Consider the following 17689-nt stretch of genomic DNA (forward strand, 5'->3'; position numbering starts at 1 on the left):
TTTCCCTTATTTCAACGTGCGGATGTCAGCAAAGTGACCGGATACAGCGGCGGCCGCTGCCATTGCCGGGCTAACCAGGTGCGTACGGCCACCGCGGCCCTGGCGGCCTTCAAAGTTGCGGTTGCTGGTGGAGGCGCAACGTTCGCCTGGCTCCAGGCGGTCGTTGTTCATCGCAAGGCACATTGAGCAGCCAGGCAAGCGCCATTCAAAGCCGGCTTCGATGAAAATCTTATCCAGGCCTTCAGCTTCCGCCTGCGCTTTTACCGGACCGGAACCCGGAACCACTAACGCCTGCACGCCTGGTGCCACTTTACGGCCTTTGGCAATTTGCGCCGCAGCACGTAAATCTTCAATGCGCGAGTTGGTGCATGAACCGATAAATACTTTGTCGATAGCGACTTCGGTTAACGGAATACCGGGTTTCAGGCCCATATAGGCCAATGCTTTCTCGGCAGAAGCACGTTCGACGGGGTCAGCGAAGGATTCTGGATTCGGGATGTTTTCGGTAACGGAAATTACCTGGCCTGGATTTGTGCCCCAGGTAACTTGGGGGGCGATTTCAGCTGCATCCAGCGTGACAATAGTGTCGAAGTGAGCGCCTTCGTCGGTGCTGAAGGTTTTCCAGTATGCCACTGCATCATCCCACTCGGCGGCTTTTGGTGCATGCAGACGGCCTTTTACGTAGTCGAAGGTGGTTTGGTCTGGCGCCACAATACCGGCTTTGGCCCCCATTTCGATTGCCATGTTGCACAGCGTCATGCGGCCTTCCATCGACAGCGCCTGAATTGCGCTACCACAGAATTCCACCACATGCCCGGTGCCGCCAGCGCTACCGGTTTTGCCAATAATCGCCAGCACAATGTCTTTGGCTGTAATACCTGGTGCGGCGGTGCCGGTCACTTCAATCTTCATGGTTTTCGCACGACCCTGTTTCAGGGTTTGCGTTGCCAGAACATGTTCAACTTCTGAAGTACCGATACCGAATGCCAGTGCGCCAAATGCGCCGTGGGTCGCGGTATGGGAGTCGCCACAAACAATGGTCATGCCAGGCAATGTAATGCCTTGCTCAGGGCCCATCACGTGGACAATACCCTGGAATGGGTGGTTAAGGTCATACAGTTCAACGCCGAACTCTTTGCAGTTCTTCATCAACTCTTGCATTTGAATGCGGGCCATTTCGCCAGAAGCGTTGATGTCTTTAGTCTGCGTAGAAACGTTGTGGTCCATGGTGGCAAAGGTTTTGCCTGGCTGACGTACCGGGCGCTTGTGCGCACGCAGGCCATCAAACGCCTGCGGGGAGGTCACTTCGTGAACCAGATGACGGTCGATATACAGCAGTGGCGTTTCATCCACTGCTTCGTAAACGACGTGGGCATCGTACAACTTCTGATATAACGTCTTCGCCATGATTATTTCCCCTCTGCCACGAAGCGAGCAATGGTATCGCCCATTTCGTCGGTGCTGATTGCATTGCCATCGCGAGCCAAATCGCCGGTACGGAAACCTTCTTCCAGCGCAATGTTGATAGCGTTTTCGATGGCCAAAGCGGCCTCTTCAGCGTCCAGGCTGTAGCGCAATAACAGAGCCAGAGACAGGATTTGCGCAATTGGGTTAGCAATATTTTTACCTGCAATATCTGGCGCGGAGCCGCCCGCAGGTTCATACAGGCCAAAACCTTGCTCGTTCAGGCTTGCAGAGGGCAACATGCCCATAGAGCCGGTGATCATTGCGCACTCGTCAGACAGAATATCGCCAAACAGGTTGGAGCACAGCAACACGTCAAACTGAGACGGGTCTTTAATCAACTGCATGGTGGCGTTGTCGATGTACATGTGCGTCAGCGTGACGTCCGGGTATTCGTTGGCGATTTCATTAACGATTTGGCGCCACATTACCGAAGATTGCAGTACGTTAGCTTTATCAATCGAGGTGACGATGTTCCGGCGTTTGCGGGCGGACTCGAAAGCTATACGCGCGATACGTTCGATCTCGAAGCGGTAATAAACTTCAGTATCAAAAGCTTTTTCGTGCATACCGGAGCCTTCGCGACCTTTCGGCTGGCCGAAGTAGATTCCGCCAGTCAATTCACGCACACACAGAATGTCGAAACCGTTAGCGGCGATATCTGCGCGCAGTGGGCAAAATTCTTCCAGGCCTTTATACAAGCGGGCAGGGCGCAGGTTGCTGAATAATTTAAAGTGCTTGCGCAGCGGCAGTAATGCGCCACGTTCAGGTTGTTCAACCGGCGGCAGATGCTCCCATTTCGGGCCGCCTACGGAGCCGAACAGAATGGCATCAGCCTGCTCGCAGCCTTCAACGGTAACCGGTGGCAATGGGTTGCCGTGACGGTCGATGGCAATCCCACCCACGTCATATTGACTGGTGGTAATACGCATATCGAAGCGCGTACGAACTGCATCCAGCACTTTCAACGCCTGAGCCATAACTTCTGGGCCAATGCCGTCCCCCGGCAATACTGCTATATGATGAGTTTTTGACATGTCACACGGTTTCCTGATTATTTTCTTTATTATGAGCTTTGCGTTGCAATTCTTTTTCGACGATGCCTGCGCGCCAGATGTTGTTCAGCACATTTATCATCGCTTTCGCTGAAGATTCTACGATATCGGTCGCAAGTCCTACGCCATGGAAGCGGCGGCCTTTATGAGTCACAACAATATCTACCTGACCCAGAGCATCTTTACCCTGACCTTTCGCGGACAGCTGATATTTCACTAATTCGACATCGTAATTGGTGATGCGGTTAATCGCCTGGTAGACCGCATCGACCGGGCCGTTGCCTGTTGCTGCTTCAGACTGCGTTTTTTCACCGCATTGCAACTGGACAGAAGCGGTTGAAATCACACTTGAGCCCGACTGCACGTTGAAGTATTCCATGCGGAAGTGTTCTGGCTCTTCTTGTTGCTTGCCGATGAACGCCAGCGCTTCCAAATCGTAGTCAAAGACCTGCCCTTTTTTGTCGGCCAGTTTCAGGAAAGCGTCGTACAAAGAGTCCAGGTTGTAATCGTCCTCTTTATAGCCCATCTCTTCCATGCGGTGTTTCACAGCCGCGCGACCAGAACGGGATGTCAGGTTCAACTGCACCTGATTCAGACCAATAGTTTCCGGGGTCATGATTTCGTAGTTTTCGCGGTTTTTCAGCACGCCATCCTGGTGAATACCGGAGGAGTGAGCGAAAGCATTGGAGCCGACGATGGCTTTGTTGGCAGGGATTGGCATGTTGCACAGCTGGCTGACGATCTGGCTGGTGCGGTAAATTTCATGGTGATTGATATTGGTATGCACGTCTAACATTTGGCCGCGTACTTTAATCGCCATGATGACTTCTTCCAGCGCGGTGTTACCGGCACGTTCGCCGATACCGTTCAGTGTACCTTCAACCTGACGAGCACCCGCCTGAATTGCAGCGATAGAGTTACCTGTTGCCATGCCCAGATCGTCGTGGCAGTGAACGGAGATAATAGCTTTATCAATGTTAGGGACGCGATTATACAAAGTCTGAATAATGCCGCCGAACTGTACCGGTGTGGTGTAACCCACGGTGTCTGGAATGTTGATAGTTGTAGCGCCTGCGCCAATGGCGGCTTCTACTATACGGCACAGGTTATCGATTGGAGTACGGCCTGCATCTTCACATGAGAACTCTACGTCGTCAGTGTAGTTACGGGCGCGTTTAACAGAATTGACTGCGCGAGCTAACACATCATCGAAGGTGCTGCGTAATTTGGTTTCAATGTGCATGGTGGACGTGGCCAGAAACACATGAATTCGGAATGCTTCAGCAATCTTCAACGCTTCAGCAGCAACATCAATATCTTTATCAACACAGCGAGCGAGGCCACACACACGGCTATTTTTGATATTGCGAGCGATGGTTTGTACAGATTCGAAGTCGCCAGGAGATGAAATCGGGAAACCAACTTCCATTACGTCAACACCCATACGTTCCAGCGCCATCGCAATTTGCAGCTTCTCTTTTACACTCAGACTTGCCTGTAATGCCTGCTCACCATCACGCAAAGTAGTATCGAAAATAATGACTTGTTGGCTCATGTTGTGGTCCTTTCTCGTCTTAGGGGCCCTTGCTACGAGCATAAAAAAACCCGCGCAGTGGCGCGGGTTTTTTCTGTCTGATGGCTTGAATCAACGTTCGATTTCGCCCACCAGCCTACCGCGCAAAGAAGTTGCGTTTAGTAGTAGACCTAGTAGGCGAATGGTGCGAATCATGTTTTCAAGCCCCAAGTGAATTCGTTATGCATTTATTGGTACTTGATCTGCCCTGCTGTGTCAACAATCGATTCTCTCAGGCACAGTTTTGGGGATAGTTAGGTGGGTGTGATGGTCAGTTATTTGTGCTGGTATATCAATTTTTCATAATATTTATAAAAGGTATGAAAAAGGACTGCTTACCGTTTAATGTGAAAATGAAATCATCAGAAACAATTAAAAATAATATGTTTGCTATCAGTTTCATTCATCATGATTATGATTTAAGGGGTTTATTCACGGTCATGACTCTATTTTAGGAATTTGTCTCCTTTCCTTATCACTCGATTACCAGTAGAACTATTGTTTCCGACCAGAGATGTTATCCATGATTGATATATAATTCATTGGGTGAATCATTGTGCGTAAAGTCATTTTGTGATTTCATTAGCCTGATTCAGGAATCAATTGACTGAAAGAAGTTATTTGCATCTTTATAGTTGTACCAGACTTGTCAGTAGCTAAAGCCGTGTTGGCGTGTCAGGGAACATGAATAAAAAATTATATTTTTATTTTTAAATGATGTTTTCAATCGTATTGATCAGCATGTTCTGCTTAGCAAGTGATAATAAGGATAGCCCGCAGAATTAATCTGTGAAAAAGGACGAACCATCTTAGTGGAGTTAGCCATGTCTGATAATTATGTAGAACAACCAACAGTTCATGATGGGTTTAAACCTCAACTACGTTCTGTTGATTTAAATTTATTAACTGTATTTGATGCTGTTATGCAAGTGCAGAATATTACCCGTGCAGCTCAAACTCTGGGGATGTCTCAGCCCGCAGTGAGTAATGCGGTAGCCCGATTGAAAATAATGTTCAATGATGAGCTATTCGTGCGGTATGGCCGAGGTATACAGCCTACGGCTCGCGCTTTCCAACTGTTTGGCTCCATCCGCCAGGCTTTACAGTTGGTACAGAATGAGTTGCCAGGAGCAGGCTTTGATCCAGGCTGCAGTGAAAGGGTGTTTAACATTTGTGTCAGCAGTCCTTTAGACAATTTTTTAACATCAGTTATCTTTAATAATGTGAAACGCTTTGCGCCAGGAATTCAGTTACTCTTTAAGTCGTCTTTAAATAAAGATATTGAACATCAATTGCGTTATCAGGAAACAGAGTTTGTTATTAGCTATACTGAATTTCGTCGTCCTGAGTTTACATGTATTCCATTATTTGAAGATGAAATGGTCCTGGTGGCTAGTAAGAAACATCCACGTTTAGTTAAACCATTAACTGAAGAAGATATTTATAACGAAAAACATGCGGTTGTTTCTCTGGAACGCTTTGCATCATTCAGTGCACCATGGTATCAAACAGCAGATAGACTATCCTGTATTGCCTATCAAGGCATGGCAATGACCAGCGTTTTAAATATTGTGTCGCAGACGCAACTGGTTGCGATAGCACCACGCTGGTTAGCAGAGGAGTTTTCTGACTCACTTAATTTGCAAACATTCCCATTGCCGCTAAAGGATAATACGGTCACTTGTTATTTATCGTGGCATGAAGCCGCCGGCCGCGATAAAGGGCACCAATGGATGGAGAAATTGCTGACCACGGTGTGTAGTAAATAGATTTAGAATCTTCTTCTGAGTTATCCGGATGGTTAAAACCATCCGGTTATCCTTCTTTTATTGGTTTTTGTAGTTTTTTCCGCTTTAGTTGATTTTGTGCTTTCTCTCCAGAACACCTGATAAATCGCGCGCTAATTAGATTTATCCTGCAAAGCCACCATTCGTAATATTTTCAGTCATCATTTCTCCTTATATTCAGAGCTTAACTCTGCCAGTCGAGGGTTTTGTAGTGGTCGCAAGAAAATCCCTGTTTGAGGCGTGAACATTGGTAATTGATTGCCTGATTTTCAACGGTTATGTTAGGTAACTATCAATAATAAAAAGACATATGCAGGGCGCAACAACCTGCCTCAACGACTTAGCTGAAATGATTTCGGTGGTCGGTCAAACACGTAAGCCTGGAGGCAAACCATGGAGATGTTGTCAGGAGCCGAGATGGTCGTCCGATCGCTTATCGATCAGGGCGTTAAACATGTATTCGGTTACCCAGGAGGCGCAGTACTCGATATCTATGATGCGCTTCATACTATTGGCGGCATTGATCACGTGCTGGTACGCCATGAACAAGCAGCAGTGCATATGGCTGATGGCCTGGCGCGTGCAACCGGCGAAGTAGGTGTCGTGCTGGTGACATCTGGTCCCGGTGCCACAAATGCGATTACAGGTATCGCCACTGCTTATATGGACTCCATTCCAATGGTGGTGCTTTCTGGTCAGGTTGCTACATCGCTGATTGGCTATGATGCATTCCAGGAGTGCGACATGGTGGGGATTTCGCGTCCGGTCGTGAAACACAGCTTTCTAGTCAAACAAGCAGAAGACATTCCTGGCATCATCAAAAAAGCCTTCTGGCTTGCTGCAAGTGGTCGCCCTGGGCCGGTTGTGGTCGATTTGCCAAAAGACATTATGAGTCCGGCAAATAAGTTCCCTTACAGTTACCCCGAAACAGTCAGTATGCGTTCTTACAACCCCACAACTCAGGGGCACAAAGGGCAAATTAAGCGCGCATTGCAAACCTTGCTGGCGGCGAAAAAGCCGGTCATGTATGTCGGTGGTGGAGCGATCACGTCTGGCTGCCATGATGAGCTGCTTGAGTTAGCCCAGAAGCTGAATATTCCGGTGGTCTCCTCTTTAATGGGTCTTGGCGTGTTTCCAGGGACTCATCGGCAGGCATTAGGCATGTTAGGTATGCACGGAACCTACGAAGCCAACATGGTGATGCACAACTCCGATGTAATTTTCGGTGTCGGTGTGCGCTTTGATGACCGAACCACCAACAATCTCGCGAAGTACTGCCCGAATGCGACAGTGCTGCATATTGATATCGACCCAACTTCTATTTCTAAAACTGTCGGTGCGGATATTCCTATTGTTGGCGATGCGCGTCAGGTTTTACAACAAATGCTGGAGCTGGTGGTGCAGGAAGATATGTCGCAATCCTGCGATGATATCCGTGACTGGTGGCACCAGATTGAGCAATGGCGTGCACGTCAGTGTCTGGAGTTTGATAGAACAAGCGATAAGATTAAGCCGCAGGCGGTGATTGAAACTATCTATCGTTTGACCAAAGGCGAGGCTTACGTCACCTCAGATGTCGGTCAGCACCAAATGTTTGCTGCACTTTATTACACCTTTGATAAACCTCGCCGTTGGATTAACTCTGGTGGCCTCGGCACTATGGGCTTTGGTTTGCCAGCCGCACTGGGTGTGAAGCTGGCATTGCCAGACGAAACCGTGGTTTGTGTTACAGGTGATGGCAGTATTCAAATGAATATCCAGGAACTCTCTACCGCGCTGCAATACGGTTTGCCGGTATTGGTGCTTAACCTCAACAACCGTTATCTCGGTATGGTGAAACAGTGGCAAGACATGATTTATTCTGGCCGCCATTCTCAATCCTACATGGAGTCGTTACCTGATTTTGTGCGCGTTGCGGAAGCTTATGGGCATGTTGGGATCAACATTAACGAGCCGCATGAACTAGAAAGCAAGTTGATCGAAGCGCTGGAGGCGGTAGGTAACCAGCGTCTGGTATTTGTCGACGTCGCAGTTGATGGCACTGAGCATGTGTACCCAATGCAGATCCGTGGCGGTGGTATGGATGAGATGTGGTTAAGCAAAACGGAGAGAACCTGATTATGCGCCGGATATTATCTGTATTACTCGAAAATGAGTCCGGGGCGCTGTCCCGTGTTATAGGCTTATTTGCTCAGCGCGGTTACAACATTGAAAGTCTGACCGTGGCTCCGACTGACGATCCCACCCTGTCTCGCATGACTATCCAAACGGTTGGTGATGCGAAAGTGTTGGAGCAGATTGAAAAGCAACTGCATAAACTAGTGGATGTCCTGCGTGTCAGCGAACTGGTGCAAGGGGCGCATGTCGAGCGTGAAATCATGCTGGTAAAAGTGCAGGCAAGTGGTTACGGGCGTGAAGAAGTGAAGCGCAACGCAGAAATCTTCCGTGGGCAAATCATTGATGTCACACCAACGCTCTACACGGTTCAACTGGCAGGAACCAGCGACAAACTGGATGCGTTCCTGAATACCATTCGTGAAGTGGCTAAGATTGTGGAAGTAGCACGCTCAGGTATTGTAGGCGTATCGCGTGGCGATAAGATTATGCGCTAGCCGGTAAAGGCGGCTAAATAATAAACCCGGTAAAACACGTACCGGGTTTTTTTTTGCAAATGGCGCAGCAACTGCCAGCAAAAGCGGTTGCCCGAGGTATTATTCTGCGCTTAGATGATAAAAATGAAACCATGACCAGGGTATGGTTATGGAAATCCTAAATAAGGGGCTACTGTGAAATTGGATGAAATCGCGCGCCTGGCTGGAGTTTCGCGCACCACGGCGAGCTACGTCATCAACGGTAAGGCAAAACAGTATCGCGTTAGCGATAAGACCGTTGAGAAAGTCATGGCAGTTGTACGCGAACATAACTACCACCCGAATGCTGTGGCTGCAGGATTACGTGCCGGGCGCACGCGTTCTATCGGATTAGTTATTCCAGACCTTGAGAACACAAGTTATACCCGTATCGCCAACTATCTGGAGCGTCAGGCTCGTCAGCGCGGATATCAGTTGCTTATCGCGTGCTCTGAAGACCAGCCAGATAATGAAATGCGTTGTATTGAGCATCTTCTACAACGCCAGGTTGATGCGATCATTGTTTCAACTTCATTGCCACCTGAACACCCTTTCTATCAGCGTTGGGCAAATGATCCGTTTCCTATCATCGCACTTGACCGTGCACTCGATCGTGAAAATTTCATCAGCGTAGTTGGAGCAGACCAGGAAGACGCGGAGATGCTGGCCAGCGAGCTGCGTACTTTCCCTGCTGAAACGGTTCTTTATCTTGGCGCGTTGCCGGAATTGTCAGTTAGTTACTTGCGTGAACAAGGTTTCCGCAGCGCGTGGAAAGATGATCCACGTGAAGTGCACTTCTTATATGCGAATAGTTATGAGCGTGAAGCCGCCGCGCAGCTTTTTGATAAGTGGTTGGAAACTCACCCAATGCCGCAGGCTCTGTACACCACTTCTTTTGCATTATTACAAGGTGTCATGGATGTAACATTGCGTCGTGAAGGGCATTTGCCTTCAGAGTTAGCTATTGCGACTTTCGGAGACAATGAGCTGCTTGATTTCCTGCAATGTCCAGTATTGGCTGTTGCGCAGCGCCACCGTGATGTAGCGGAACGAGTACTGGAATTAGTATTGGCAAGCCTCGATGAGCCACGTAAACCTAAGCCTGGATTAACCCGTATTCGTCGTAATCTATATCGCCGTGGCAGTTTAAGTCGCCACTAACAAGAGTTGGCAGTTACGGCTGCCATTCTTAATTAAGAATAATCCCGTTTTATTTCCCATGGTTATTCAGGTAATTATTTTTCATTGATAATAGACACTTCTCTTAATTCCAGAATCGATATAATTCCTCCTTCTGAATTATTTTGTTACATAGCAGTGTGTAAAAGTGCCCGATAATTAAACAATAGTTCTTAGTGAGCATTCAAACTAACCCGCAGCCCGCGTTTCGCCTGCATCTGGCGCTGTTATCCTGCAGAGAAATACCTTAAAATGCCGACCGCGTCGCAAACTGAACACTTCATATTTTACCTTGCAGGTTTTCAGTCGATTTAACGATATTTATGCTTATTGATCTTTTTTCTTTCAAATATTCATAACGTTAATTTTGCATCGTGGATGTAGCGCCTTTTCACGCCAGTCAATTATCAATCGCTTAGGAGATGAAAATTATTTCCATCAGCGTTGTAGCTTGCTTGACAAGGTTTTCCTCCGCTCCGTAAACTCCTTTGGGTGGGAATTTGTGGGTCAAAGTGGTGGAAAGGGGAATTTAAGGGTGAGGCTGGCATGTTCCGTGGGGCAACATTAGTCAATCTCGACAGCAAAGGGCGGCTTGCCGTACCTACCCGTTACCGGGATGCGCTTGTCGAAACCTCTGAAGGTCAGATGGTTTGTACCATCGACATTCATCACCCATGCCTGCTGCTTTATACCCTTCCCGAGTGGGAAATTATCGAACAAAAGCTAGCTCGTCTGTCGAGCATGAACCCGGTTGAACGTCGCGTGCAGCGACTATTACTGGGCCATGCCAGTGAATGTCAGATGGATAGCGCCGGGCGATTATTGCTGGCACCTGTTTTGCGCCAATACGCCGGGCTAACCAAAGAAGTGATGCTGGTTGGGCAGTTCAATAAGTTTGAACTGTGGGATGAAACGACCTGGCATCAACAGGTCAAGGAAGACATCGACGCTGAGCAGACTACGACGACTACCTTGTCGGACCGTCTGCAGGACTTGTCACTATAAATAATGATGGAAAATTTTAAACATACTTCAGTCCTGCTTGATGAGGCCGTGAATGGTCTCAACATTCGTCAGGATGGCATTTACATTGATGGCACGTTTGGCCGCGGTGGTCACTCTCGCTTGATTCTTTCCCAACTGGGACCAGAAGGGCGCCTGTTGGCAATCGACCGCGATCCTCAAGCGATTGAGGCTGCTAAGGCAATTGATGATCCGCGCTTCTCTATCATTCATGGACCTTTCTCTGAATTAGCTGAATACGCACGCGAACGCGACTTACTAGGCAAAATTGACGGCATCTTGTTGGATCTTGGCGTCTCTTCCCCACAACTTGATGATGCAGAACGCGGCTTCTCGTTTATGCGTGATGGCCCGTTGGATATGCGTATGGACCCGACTCGTGGCCAGTCAGCTGCGGAATGGTTGCTCAGTGCTGAAGAAGCAGATATCGCCTGGGTGATTAAAACCTTCGGTGAAGAAAAGTTTGGTAAACGTATTGCGCGCGCCATTATTGAGCGCAACCGCGAACAGCCAATGACACGCACTAAAGAACTTGCGACGGTTGTAGCTGCGGCAATGCCGGTTAAAGACAAATTCAAACACCCGGCCACGCGTACTTTCCAGGCTATTCGTATCTGGATAAACAGCGAACTTGAAGAGATCGAAAAGGCACTGAAAGGCTCGATTGAAACACTGGCAACGGGTGGGCGCCTGTCAATTATCAGTTTCCATTCTCTTGAAGACCGCATTGTTAAGCGCTTTATGCGCGAAAACACCCGTGGCCCACAGGTTCCTGCCGGTATCCCAATGACTGAAGCCCAGCTCAATAAGCTCGGTGGCAGATATTTAAAATCAATCGGCAAAATGATGCCTGGTGATGAAGAAGTGGCGGAAAACCCGCGCGCGCGTAGTTCGGTGCTGCGCATCGCTGAAAGGACGAACGCATGATCAGCAAAGTGGCAGAAGCCCTACATAAAGTTACTGGCCAGTTGAGCAGTGGCGAGCGGCATGCACTACCAGGAGTGATTGGTGGTGATTTGTTGCGTCATGGGAAACTACCACTGATCTTGTTCACCTCCATTATCATTACTGCCATTTTTGTTGTGACAACCGCTCACCACACCCGTCTGCTCACCGCTCAGCGTGAGCAAATGGTTGTGGAACGTGATGCGCTGGATATCGAATGGCGAAATCTGATTTTGGAAGAAAATGCACTGGGCGATCATAGCCGGGTGGAGCGGGTCGCAACGGAAAAGCTGCAATTGCAGCATGTTGACCCATCGCAGGAAAATATTGTAGTTCAGCAATAAGGAATCGCGTGGCAGATGAGAGCAGCGGCAAAAACGCTTAAACCGAAACGCCAGGAAGAACAGGCCAACTTTGTAAGTTGGCGTTTTGCGTTGCTTTGCGGTTGCATTTTGCTGGCGCTGGTTTTCTTGCTGGGGCGCGTTGCCTGGCTGCAAATCATTGCGCCAGATATGCTGGTTCGCCAGGGAGACATGCGCTCTTTGCGTGTGCAGGAAGTCTCTACTTCTCGTGGCATGATTAGCGATCGCGCTGGTCGTCCATTGGCAGTAAGCGTGCCGGTGAATGCGATTTGGGCCGATCCGAAAGAGCTGCATGATGCGGGTGGTATTACGCTGGATAACCGCTGGAAAGCGCTGGCGGATGCTCTGAAAATCCCTCTTGATCAACTGGCCTCCCGCGTTAACAGCAACCCGAAAGGCCGATTTATTTATCTCGCCCGTCAGGTGAACCCTGATATTGGCGATTACATCAAAAAACTCAAACTTCCCGGCATTCATTTACGTCAGGAATCTCGCCGTTACTACCCTTCTGGCGAAGTAACCGCTCACCTTATTGGCTTCACTAACGTTGATAGCCAGGGTATCGAGGGTGTTGAAAAAAGCTTCGACAAATGGCTAACCGGCCAACCGGGCGAGCGCATCGTGCGTAAAGACCGTTTCGGGCGTGTTATTGAAGACATTTCATCAACTGACAGCCAGGCCGCTCATAACCTCGCGTTGAGTATCGATGAACGTTTGCAGGCGTTAGTTTATCGCGAGCTAAACAATGCTGTTGCCTTCAACAAAGCGGAATCAGGTAGTGCGGTGCTGGTCGATGTAAGCACTGGCGAAGTGTTAGCGATGGCAAACAGTCCATCCTATAACCCAAATAATTTAAGCGGAACCCCGAAGGACATCATGCGTAATCGTACCATTACGGATGTTTTCGAGCCGGGTTCGACAGTGAAACCGATGGTGGTAATGACTGCGCTGCAACGTGGCGTGGTACGTGAAAATACCGTTCTGAATACCGTGCCGTACCGCATTAATGGTCATGAGATCAAAGATGTGGCGCGCTACAGCGAATTGACCCTTACCGGGGTGCTACAGAAGTCGAGTAACGTCGGGGTTTCTAAACTGGCGTTAGCGATGCCCTCCTCAGCGTTGGTAGATACTTACTCACGTTTTGGATTGGGAAAAGCGACCAACTTGGGGCTGGTCGGAGAACGCAGTGGCTTATATCCGCAAAAACAACGGTGGTCTGACATAGAGAGGGCCACCTTCTCTTTCGGCTACGGGCTAATGGTAACCCCGTTACAGTTAGCGCGAGTCTACGCAACGATTGGCAGCTACGGCGTGTATCGCCCACTGTCAATTACGAAGGTTGATCCACCGGTTCCGGGTGAACGTATTTTCCCTGAGCAGTTGGTTCGTACCGTCGTTCATATGATGGAAAGTGTGGCATTGCCTGGTGGTGGTGGTGTTAAAGCAGCCATCAAAGGCTACCGCATTGCAATCAAGACCGGTACGGCGAAAAAAGTCGGCCCGGACGGAAAATACGTCAACAAATACATTGCTTACACCGCAGGCGTAGCGCCAGCAAGTAACCCTCGATTTGCGCTGGTTGTGGTGATTAACGACCCACAGGCAGGGAAGTATTACGGTGGTGCCGTCTCTGCACCTGTGTTCGGTGCCATTATGGGCGGCGTTCTGCGCACCATGAATATCGAACCGGATGCTCTGGCGACAGGTGAAAAAAGTGAATTTGTAATTAATCAAAATGAGGGATCAGGTGGCAGATCGTAATTTGCGCGACCTTCTTGCTCCGTGGGTGCCACAAGCGCCGGAGAGAGCTCTGCGAGAAATGACACTCGATAGCCGCGTGGCGGCATCGGGCGACCTTTTTGTAGCTGTAGTCGGTCATCAGGCGGACGGGCGTCGATATATCCCGCAGGCAATAGCGCAAGGCGTAGCCGCTATCGTTGCTGAAGCTGAAGGCGAAGCAGTAGATGGCGAAATCCGTGAAATGCACGGTGTGCCGGTTATTTATCTGAGTCAGTTGCATCAACGACTTTCTGCTTTGGCTGGGCGTTTTTACAACGAACCCTCAAGTGCATTACGCCTGGTTGGCGTGACGGGCACTAATGGCAAAACGACTACTGCTCAGTTACTTGCACAGTGGAGCCAGTTATTAGGCGAAACCAGTGCCGTTATGGGTACTGTGGGCAATGGTTTACTCGGCAATGTGAAACCGACCGAAAACACCACTGGTTCTGCCGTTGACGTGCAGCATGTGCTGGCGGCTCTGGCTGATGAAGGCGCAAGCTTTGCGGCCATGGAAGTCTCCTCACACGGGCTGATTCAGCATCGTGTTTCTGCATTGAAATTCGCCGCCAGTGTGTTCACCAATCTCAGCCGCGATCACCTTGATTACCACGGTGATATGGCAGGTTATGAAGCGGCGAAGTGGTTGTTGTTCTCCGAACATGATTACGGTCATGCAATCATTAATGCCGATGATGAAATCGGACGCAATTGGTTAGCGCGTTTGCCTGATGCTGTTGCCGTTACGATGGAAAATAATTTGCAGCCAGGCTGTCGTGGCCGTTGGTTGAAAGCAACCAATGTGCATTATCACGATGGCGGGGCCACCATCCAGTTCAGCTCTTCATGGGGCGATGGAGAAATTGAAAGCCGCCTGATGGGGGCTTTTAACGTCAGTAACTTGTTGTTAGCGTTGGCAACCCTGTTAGTGCTGGATTACCCACTCGAAGAACTGCTGAAAACGGCTCCGAGCCTGCAACCGGTTTGTGGCCGCATGGAAGTTTTCGCAGCTCCTGGTAAGCCGACGGTTGTGGTGGATTATGCCCATACACCAGATGCGCTGGAAAAAGCCCTGCAGGCAGCTCGTCTACATTGTAGCGGCAAGCTGTGGTGTGTCTTCGGCTGTGGTGGCGACCGTGATAAAGGAAAGCGCCCAATTATGGGTGGGATCGCTGAACAGTATGCTGATGTTGTTGTTGTTACCGATGACAATCCTCGCACTGAAGAGCCAAAAGCGATCGTTGCCGATATTCTGATCGGTATGCTGGATGCGGGCCGTGTACATGTGGTTTCAGGCCGTGCTGAAGCCGTCACTAACGCGGTTATGCAAGCGCAAGAAAATGATGTGGTTCTGGTGGCAGGGAAAGGTCATGAGGACTATCAAATCGTAGGTGTACGCCGTCTGGACTACTCTGATCGTGTCACTGTCGCCCGTCTTTTGGGGGTTGTGGCATGATTCGCGTTTCATTGAGTCAACTCGCTACCATCCTGCATGGAGAGCTGCACGGTGCCGATATCGATATCATTGATGTTACTACCGACACGCGCAAATTAACGCAGGGCTGTCTGTTTGTCGCACTGAAAGGTGAGCGTTTTGATGCTCACGACTTTGCGCAAGATGCCGTTAAAGGTGGGGCAGGGGCGTTACTGGTTAGCCGCAAGTTAGCTATTGATGTCCCACAGCTTGTCGTTGCCGATACGCATCAGGCATTTGGCGAGCTCGGAGCCTGGGTGCGTCAGCAAGTTCCAACACGTATTGTCGCGCTGACCGGCTCTTCCGGCAAAACCTCTGTAAAAGAGATGACCGCGGCTATTTTGCGTGAATGCGGTAACACCTTATATACCGCTGGCAATCTGAATAACGATATTGGCGTGCCAATGACGTTGTTACGCCTGACGCCAGAACATGAATATGCGGTCATTGAGCTCGGTGCGAATCACCAGGGTGAAATCGCCTGGACTGTGAATCTCACGCGTCCGGAAGCTGCATTGGTAAATAACCTGGCGGCTGCACACCTGGAAGGGTTTGGGTCGCTTGCCGGTGTTGCAAAAGCAAAAGGCGAAATATTCGCTGGTTTGTCCGAGAACGGCATCGCTATTCTCAACGCAGATAATAATGACTGGCTGAACTGGCAGGAAGTGATTGGTGAGCGCAAAGTATGGCGTTTTTCACCGAATGCCACAGGCAGTGATTTTACTGCAACCAATGTGCACATCACCGCGCATGGCACCGATTTCACCATCAAAACACCAATGGGTGACGTTGATGTTACGCTCCCACTTCCTGGTCGCCATAACATAGCTAATGCGCTGGCTGCGGCCTCACTTGCGATGTCGGTAGGCGCTTCTCTGGGGGCGGTTAAAACCGGTCTGGCAGGGCTTAAAGCCGTACCTGGGCGTCTGTTCCCAATTCAACTTTCTGAAAACCAACTGCTACTCGACGACAGTTACAACGCCAATGTGGGGTCGATGACCGCTGCAGCGCAGGTGCTGTCTGAAATGCCGGGTTACCGTGTGATGGTGGTCGGTGACATGGGTGAGTTGGGTGCAGAGTCTGTGGAATGCCATCGTCAGGTGGGGGAAGCAGCAAAAGCATCAGGCATTGATTGCGTACTAAGCGTGGGCACACTGAGCGAAACAATCAGTACAGCCTCTGAAGTTGGCGAACATTTTACCGATAAGCCTTCTTTAATTGTGCGCCTGAGGGCGCTACTCGCAGAGCATTCAATGATTACCATTTTAGTGAAGGGTTCACGTAGTGCCGCCATGGAACAGGTCGTACACGCATTACAGGAGAATGGAACATGTTAGTTTGGCTGGCCGAACACTTGGTCAAATATTATTCCGGCTTTAACGTCTTTTCCTATTTGACGTTTCGCGCCATTGTCAGCCTGCTGACTGCTCTGTTCATCTCGTTATGGATGGGGCCACGTATGATTGCTCGTTTGCAGCAACTCTCCTTCGGCCAGGTCGTGCGTAACGACGGTCCGGAATCTCATTTCAGCAAACGCGGTACACCGACGATGGGCGGGATTATGATCCTGACTTCTATCGTTATCTCTGTGTTGATGTGGGCATATCCATCAAATCCCTATGTCTGGTGTGTGCTGTTCGTGCTGATTGGTTACGGAGTGATTGGCTTTATCGATGACTACCGCAAAGTGGTGCGTAAAGACACTAAAGGATTGATTGCACGGTGGAAATACTTCTGGATGTCTGTCATCGCGCTGGCTGTAGCCTTCACGATGTACAGCGTAGGGAAAGGAACGCCAGCCACCGAGCTGGTTGTGCCGTTCTTTAAAGACGTAATGCCACAGCTTGGTCTTTTCTACGTACTATTGGCGTACTTCGTTATCGTCGGTACTGGCAACGCAGTAAACCTGACCGATGGCCTGGATGGCCTGGCGATTATGCCAACTGTGCTGGTGGCATCTGGGTTTGCGCTGGTAGCCTGGGCAACGGGTAACATCAAATTTGCTGAATATCTGCATATTCCTTATTTACGTCATGCTGGGGAACTGGTCATTGTCTGTACGGCAATTGTTGGTGCGGGGCTTGGTTTCTTGTGGTTCAACACCTACCCGGCGCAAGTATTTATGGGTGACGTTGGCTCTTTAGCGCTTGGTGGCGCACTCGGAACTATCGCTGTGCTGCTGCGTCAGGAATTCCTGTTAGTCATTATGGGCGGCGTGTTTGTGGTTGAAACGCTGTCAGTCATCTTGCAAGTTGGCTCCTTCAAATTGCGCGGGCAGCGCATTTTCCGCATGGCCCCAATTCATCACCATTATGAATTGAAAGGTTGGCCGGAGCCGCGAGTCATTGTGCGCTTCTGGATTATTTCGCTGATGCTGGTCCTGATTGGCCTGGCTACCCTGAAGGTGCGTTAACT

The 17689-nt window shown here is 49.6% G+C and carries 14 protein-coding genes; 11 read left to right on the top strand and 3 right to left on the bottom strand.

From position 1 onward, the window contains the following. Positions 1–6: 6 nt before the first annotated feature. From leuC to leuA, 3 genes are read right to left on the bottom strand one after another with little or no spacing between them, the layout of a single operon-like run. The gene (gene leuC / locus M979_RS21030; RefSeq protein ID WP_034460964.1) at positions 7–1407 is read right to left on the bottom strand and encodes a 3-isopropylmalate dehydratase large subunit; all 1401 of its coding nucleotides are present in this window, start codon (positions 1405–1407) and stop codon (positions 7–9) included. 2 nt (positions 1408–1409) lie between these two features. Next, on the bottom strand, positions 1410–2501 hold the full coding sequence (leuB, locus tag M979_RS21035; protein ID WP_064556279.1) for a 3-isopropylmalate dehydrogenase: 1092 nt from the start codon (positions 2499–2501) through the stop codon (positions 1410–1412). Position 2502: 1 nt separating this feature from the next. Continuing rightward, positions 2503–4074 (bottom strand): 2-isopropylmalate synthase, encoded by a 1572-nt coding sequence (leuA, locus tag M979_RS21040; protein ID WP_064556280.1) that lies wholly within the window; start codon positions 4072–4074, stop codon positions 2503–2505. 842 nt (positions 4075–4916) lie between these two features. Here leuA and leuO point away from each other — a divergent pair. The 11 genes from leuO (at position 4917) to mraY (ending at position 17687) form a co-directional block, all read left to right on the top strand. Beyond that, entirely contained in the window at positions 4917–5861 is a 945-nt protein-coding gene (leuO, locus tag M979_RS21045; protein ID WP_064556281.1) for a transcriptional regulator LeuO, read from the top strand. Positions 5862–6272: 411 nt separating this feature from the next. Then, positions 6273–7997, top strand: a complete 1725-nt coding sequence (ilvI, locus tag M979_RS21050) for an acetolactate synthase 3 large subunit (protein WP_072009481.1) — start codon at positions 6273–6275, stop codon at positions 7995–7997. A gap of 2 nt (positions 7998–7999) precedes the next feature. Further along, positions 8000–8491 (top strand): acetolactate synthase small subunit, encoded by a 492-nt coding sequence (ilvN, locus tag M979_RS21055; protein ID WP_034460956.1) that lies wholly within the window; start codon positions 8000–8002, stop codon positions 8489–8491. A gap of 174 nt (positions 8492–8665) precedes the next feature. After that, positions 8666–9670 carry a catabolite repressor/activator gene (gene cra / locus M979_RS21060; RefSeq protein WP_034460955.1) on the top strand — a complete coding sequence of 335 codons (1005 nt, stop codon included), beginning with the start codon at positions 8666–8668 and terminating at the stop codon, positions 9668–9670. Positions 9671–10234: 564 nt separating this feature from the next. After that, on the top strand, positions 10235–10693 hold the full coding sequence (gene mraZ / locus M979_RS21065; protein ID WP_034460954.1) for a division/cell wall cluster transcriptional repressor MraZ: 459 nt from the start codon (positions 10235–10237) through the stop codon (positions 10691–10693). Between the two features lie 3 nt (positions 10694–10696). Then, positions 10697–11638, top strand: a complete 942-nt coding sequence (gene rsmH, locus M979_RS21070) for a 16S rRNA (cytosine(1402)-N(4))-methyltransferase RsmH (RefSeq protein ID WP_034460953.1) — start codon at positions 10697–10699, stop codon at positions 11636–11638. Beyond that, complete coding sequence (gene ftsL / locus M979_RS21075; RefSeq protein WP_034460952.1) at positions 11635–12000, top strand: cell division protein FtsL; 366 nt, start codon at positions 11635–11637, stop codon at positions 11998–12000. Before rsmH ends, ftsL begins: the two co-directional genes overlap by 4 nt. A gap of 15 nt (positions 12001–12015) precedes the next feature. Continuing rightward, on the top strand, positions 12016–13782 hold the full coding sequence (locus tag M979_RS21080; RefSeq protein WP_034460951.1) for a peptidoglycan glycosyltransferase FtsI: 1767 nt from the start codon (positions 12016–12018) through the stop codon (positions 13780–13782). Continuing rightward, on the top strand, positions 13769–15256 hold the full coding sequence (murE, locus tag M979_RS21085; RefSeq protein ID WP_064556282.1) for a UDP-N-acetylmuramoyl-L-alanyl-D-glutamate--2,6-diaminopimelate ligase: 1488 nt from the start codon (positions 13769–13771) through the stop codon (positions 15254–15256). The genes M979_RS21080 and murE overlap by 14 nt, the downstream gene beginning before the upstream one ends. Next, entirely contained in the window at positions 15253–16611 is a 1359-nt protein-coding gene (murF, locus tag M979_RS21090) for a UDP-N-acetylmuramoyl-tripeptide--D-alanyl-D-alanine ligase (protein WP_064556283.1), read from the top strand. The genes murE and murF overlap by 4 nt, the downstream gene beginning before the upstream one ends. Beyond that, positions 16605–17687 carry a phospho-N-acetylmuramoyl-pentapeptide-transferase gene (gene mraY / locus M979_RS21095; protein WP_034460947.1) on the top strand — a complete coding sequence of 361 codons (1083 nt, stop codon included), beginning with the start codon at positions 16605–16607 and terminating at the stop codon, positions 17685–17687. The genes murF and mraY overlap by 7 nt, the downstream gene beginning before the upstream one ends. Positions 17688–17689: the final 2 nt, after the last annotated feature.

Source organism: Buttiauxella noackiae ATCC 51607, assembly GCF_001654865.1.
Taxonomy (GTDB): Bacteria; Pseudomonadota; Gammaproteobacteria; order Enterobacterales; family Enterobacteriaceae; genus Buttiauxella; species Buttiauxella noackiae.

Coding starts and splice junctions, on each gene's coding strand:
- ftsL (WP_034460952.1), top strand. CDS start 11,635: ATGATCAGCAAAGTGGCAGAAGCCCTACATAAAGTTACTGGCCAGTTG.
- ilvI (WP_072009481.1), top strand. CDS start 6,273: ATGGAGATGTTGTCAGGAGCCGAGATGGTCGTCCGATCGCTTATCGAT.
- mraZ (WP_034460954.1), top strand. CDS start 10,235: ATGTTCCGTGGGGCAACATTAGTCAATCTCGACAGCAAAGGGCGGCTT.
- ilvN (WP_034460956.1), top strand. CDS start 8,000: ATGCGCCGGATATTATCTGTATTACTCGAAAATGAGTCCGGGGCGCTG.
- leuC (WP_034460964.1), bottom strand. CDS start 1,407: ATGGCGAAGACGTTATATCAGAAGTTGTACGATGCCCACGTCGTTTAC.
- murF (WP_064556283.1), top strand. CDS start 15,253: ATGATTCGCGTTTCATTGAGTCAACTCGCTACCATCCTGCATGGAGAG.
- leuB (WP_064556279.1), bottom strand. CDS start 2,501: ATGTCAAAAACTCATCATATAGCAGTATTGCCGGGGGACGGCATTGGC.
- mraY (WP_034460947.1), top strand. CDS start 16,605: ATGTTAGTTTGGCTGGCCGAACACTTGGTCAAATATTATTCCGGCTTT.
- leuA (WP_064556280.1), bottom strand. CDS start 4,074: ATGAGCCAACAAGTCATTATTTTCGATACTACTTTGCGTGATGGTGAG.
- rsmH (WP_034460953.1), top strand. CDS start 10,697: ATGATGGAAAATTTTAAACATACTTCAGTCCTGCTTGATGAGGCCGTG.
- M979_RS21080 (WP_034460951.1), top strand. CDS start 12,016: ATGAGAGCAGCGGCAAAAACGCTTAAACCGAAACGCCAGGAAGAACAG.
- leuO (WP_064556281.1), top strand. CDS start 4,917: ATGTCTGATAATTATGTAGAACAACCAACAGTTCATGATGGGTTTAAA.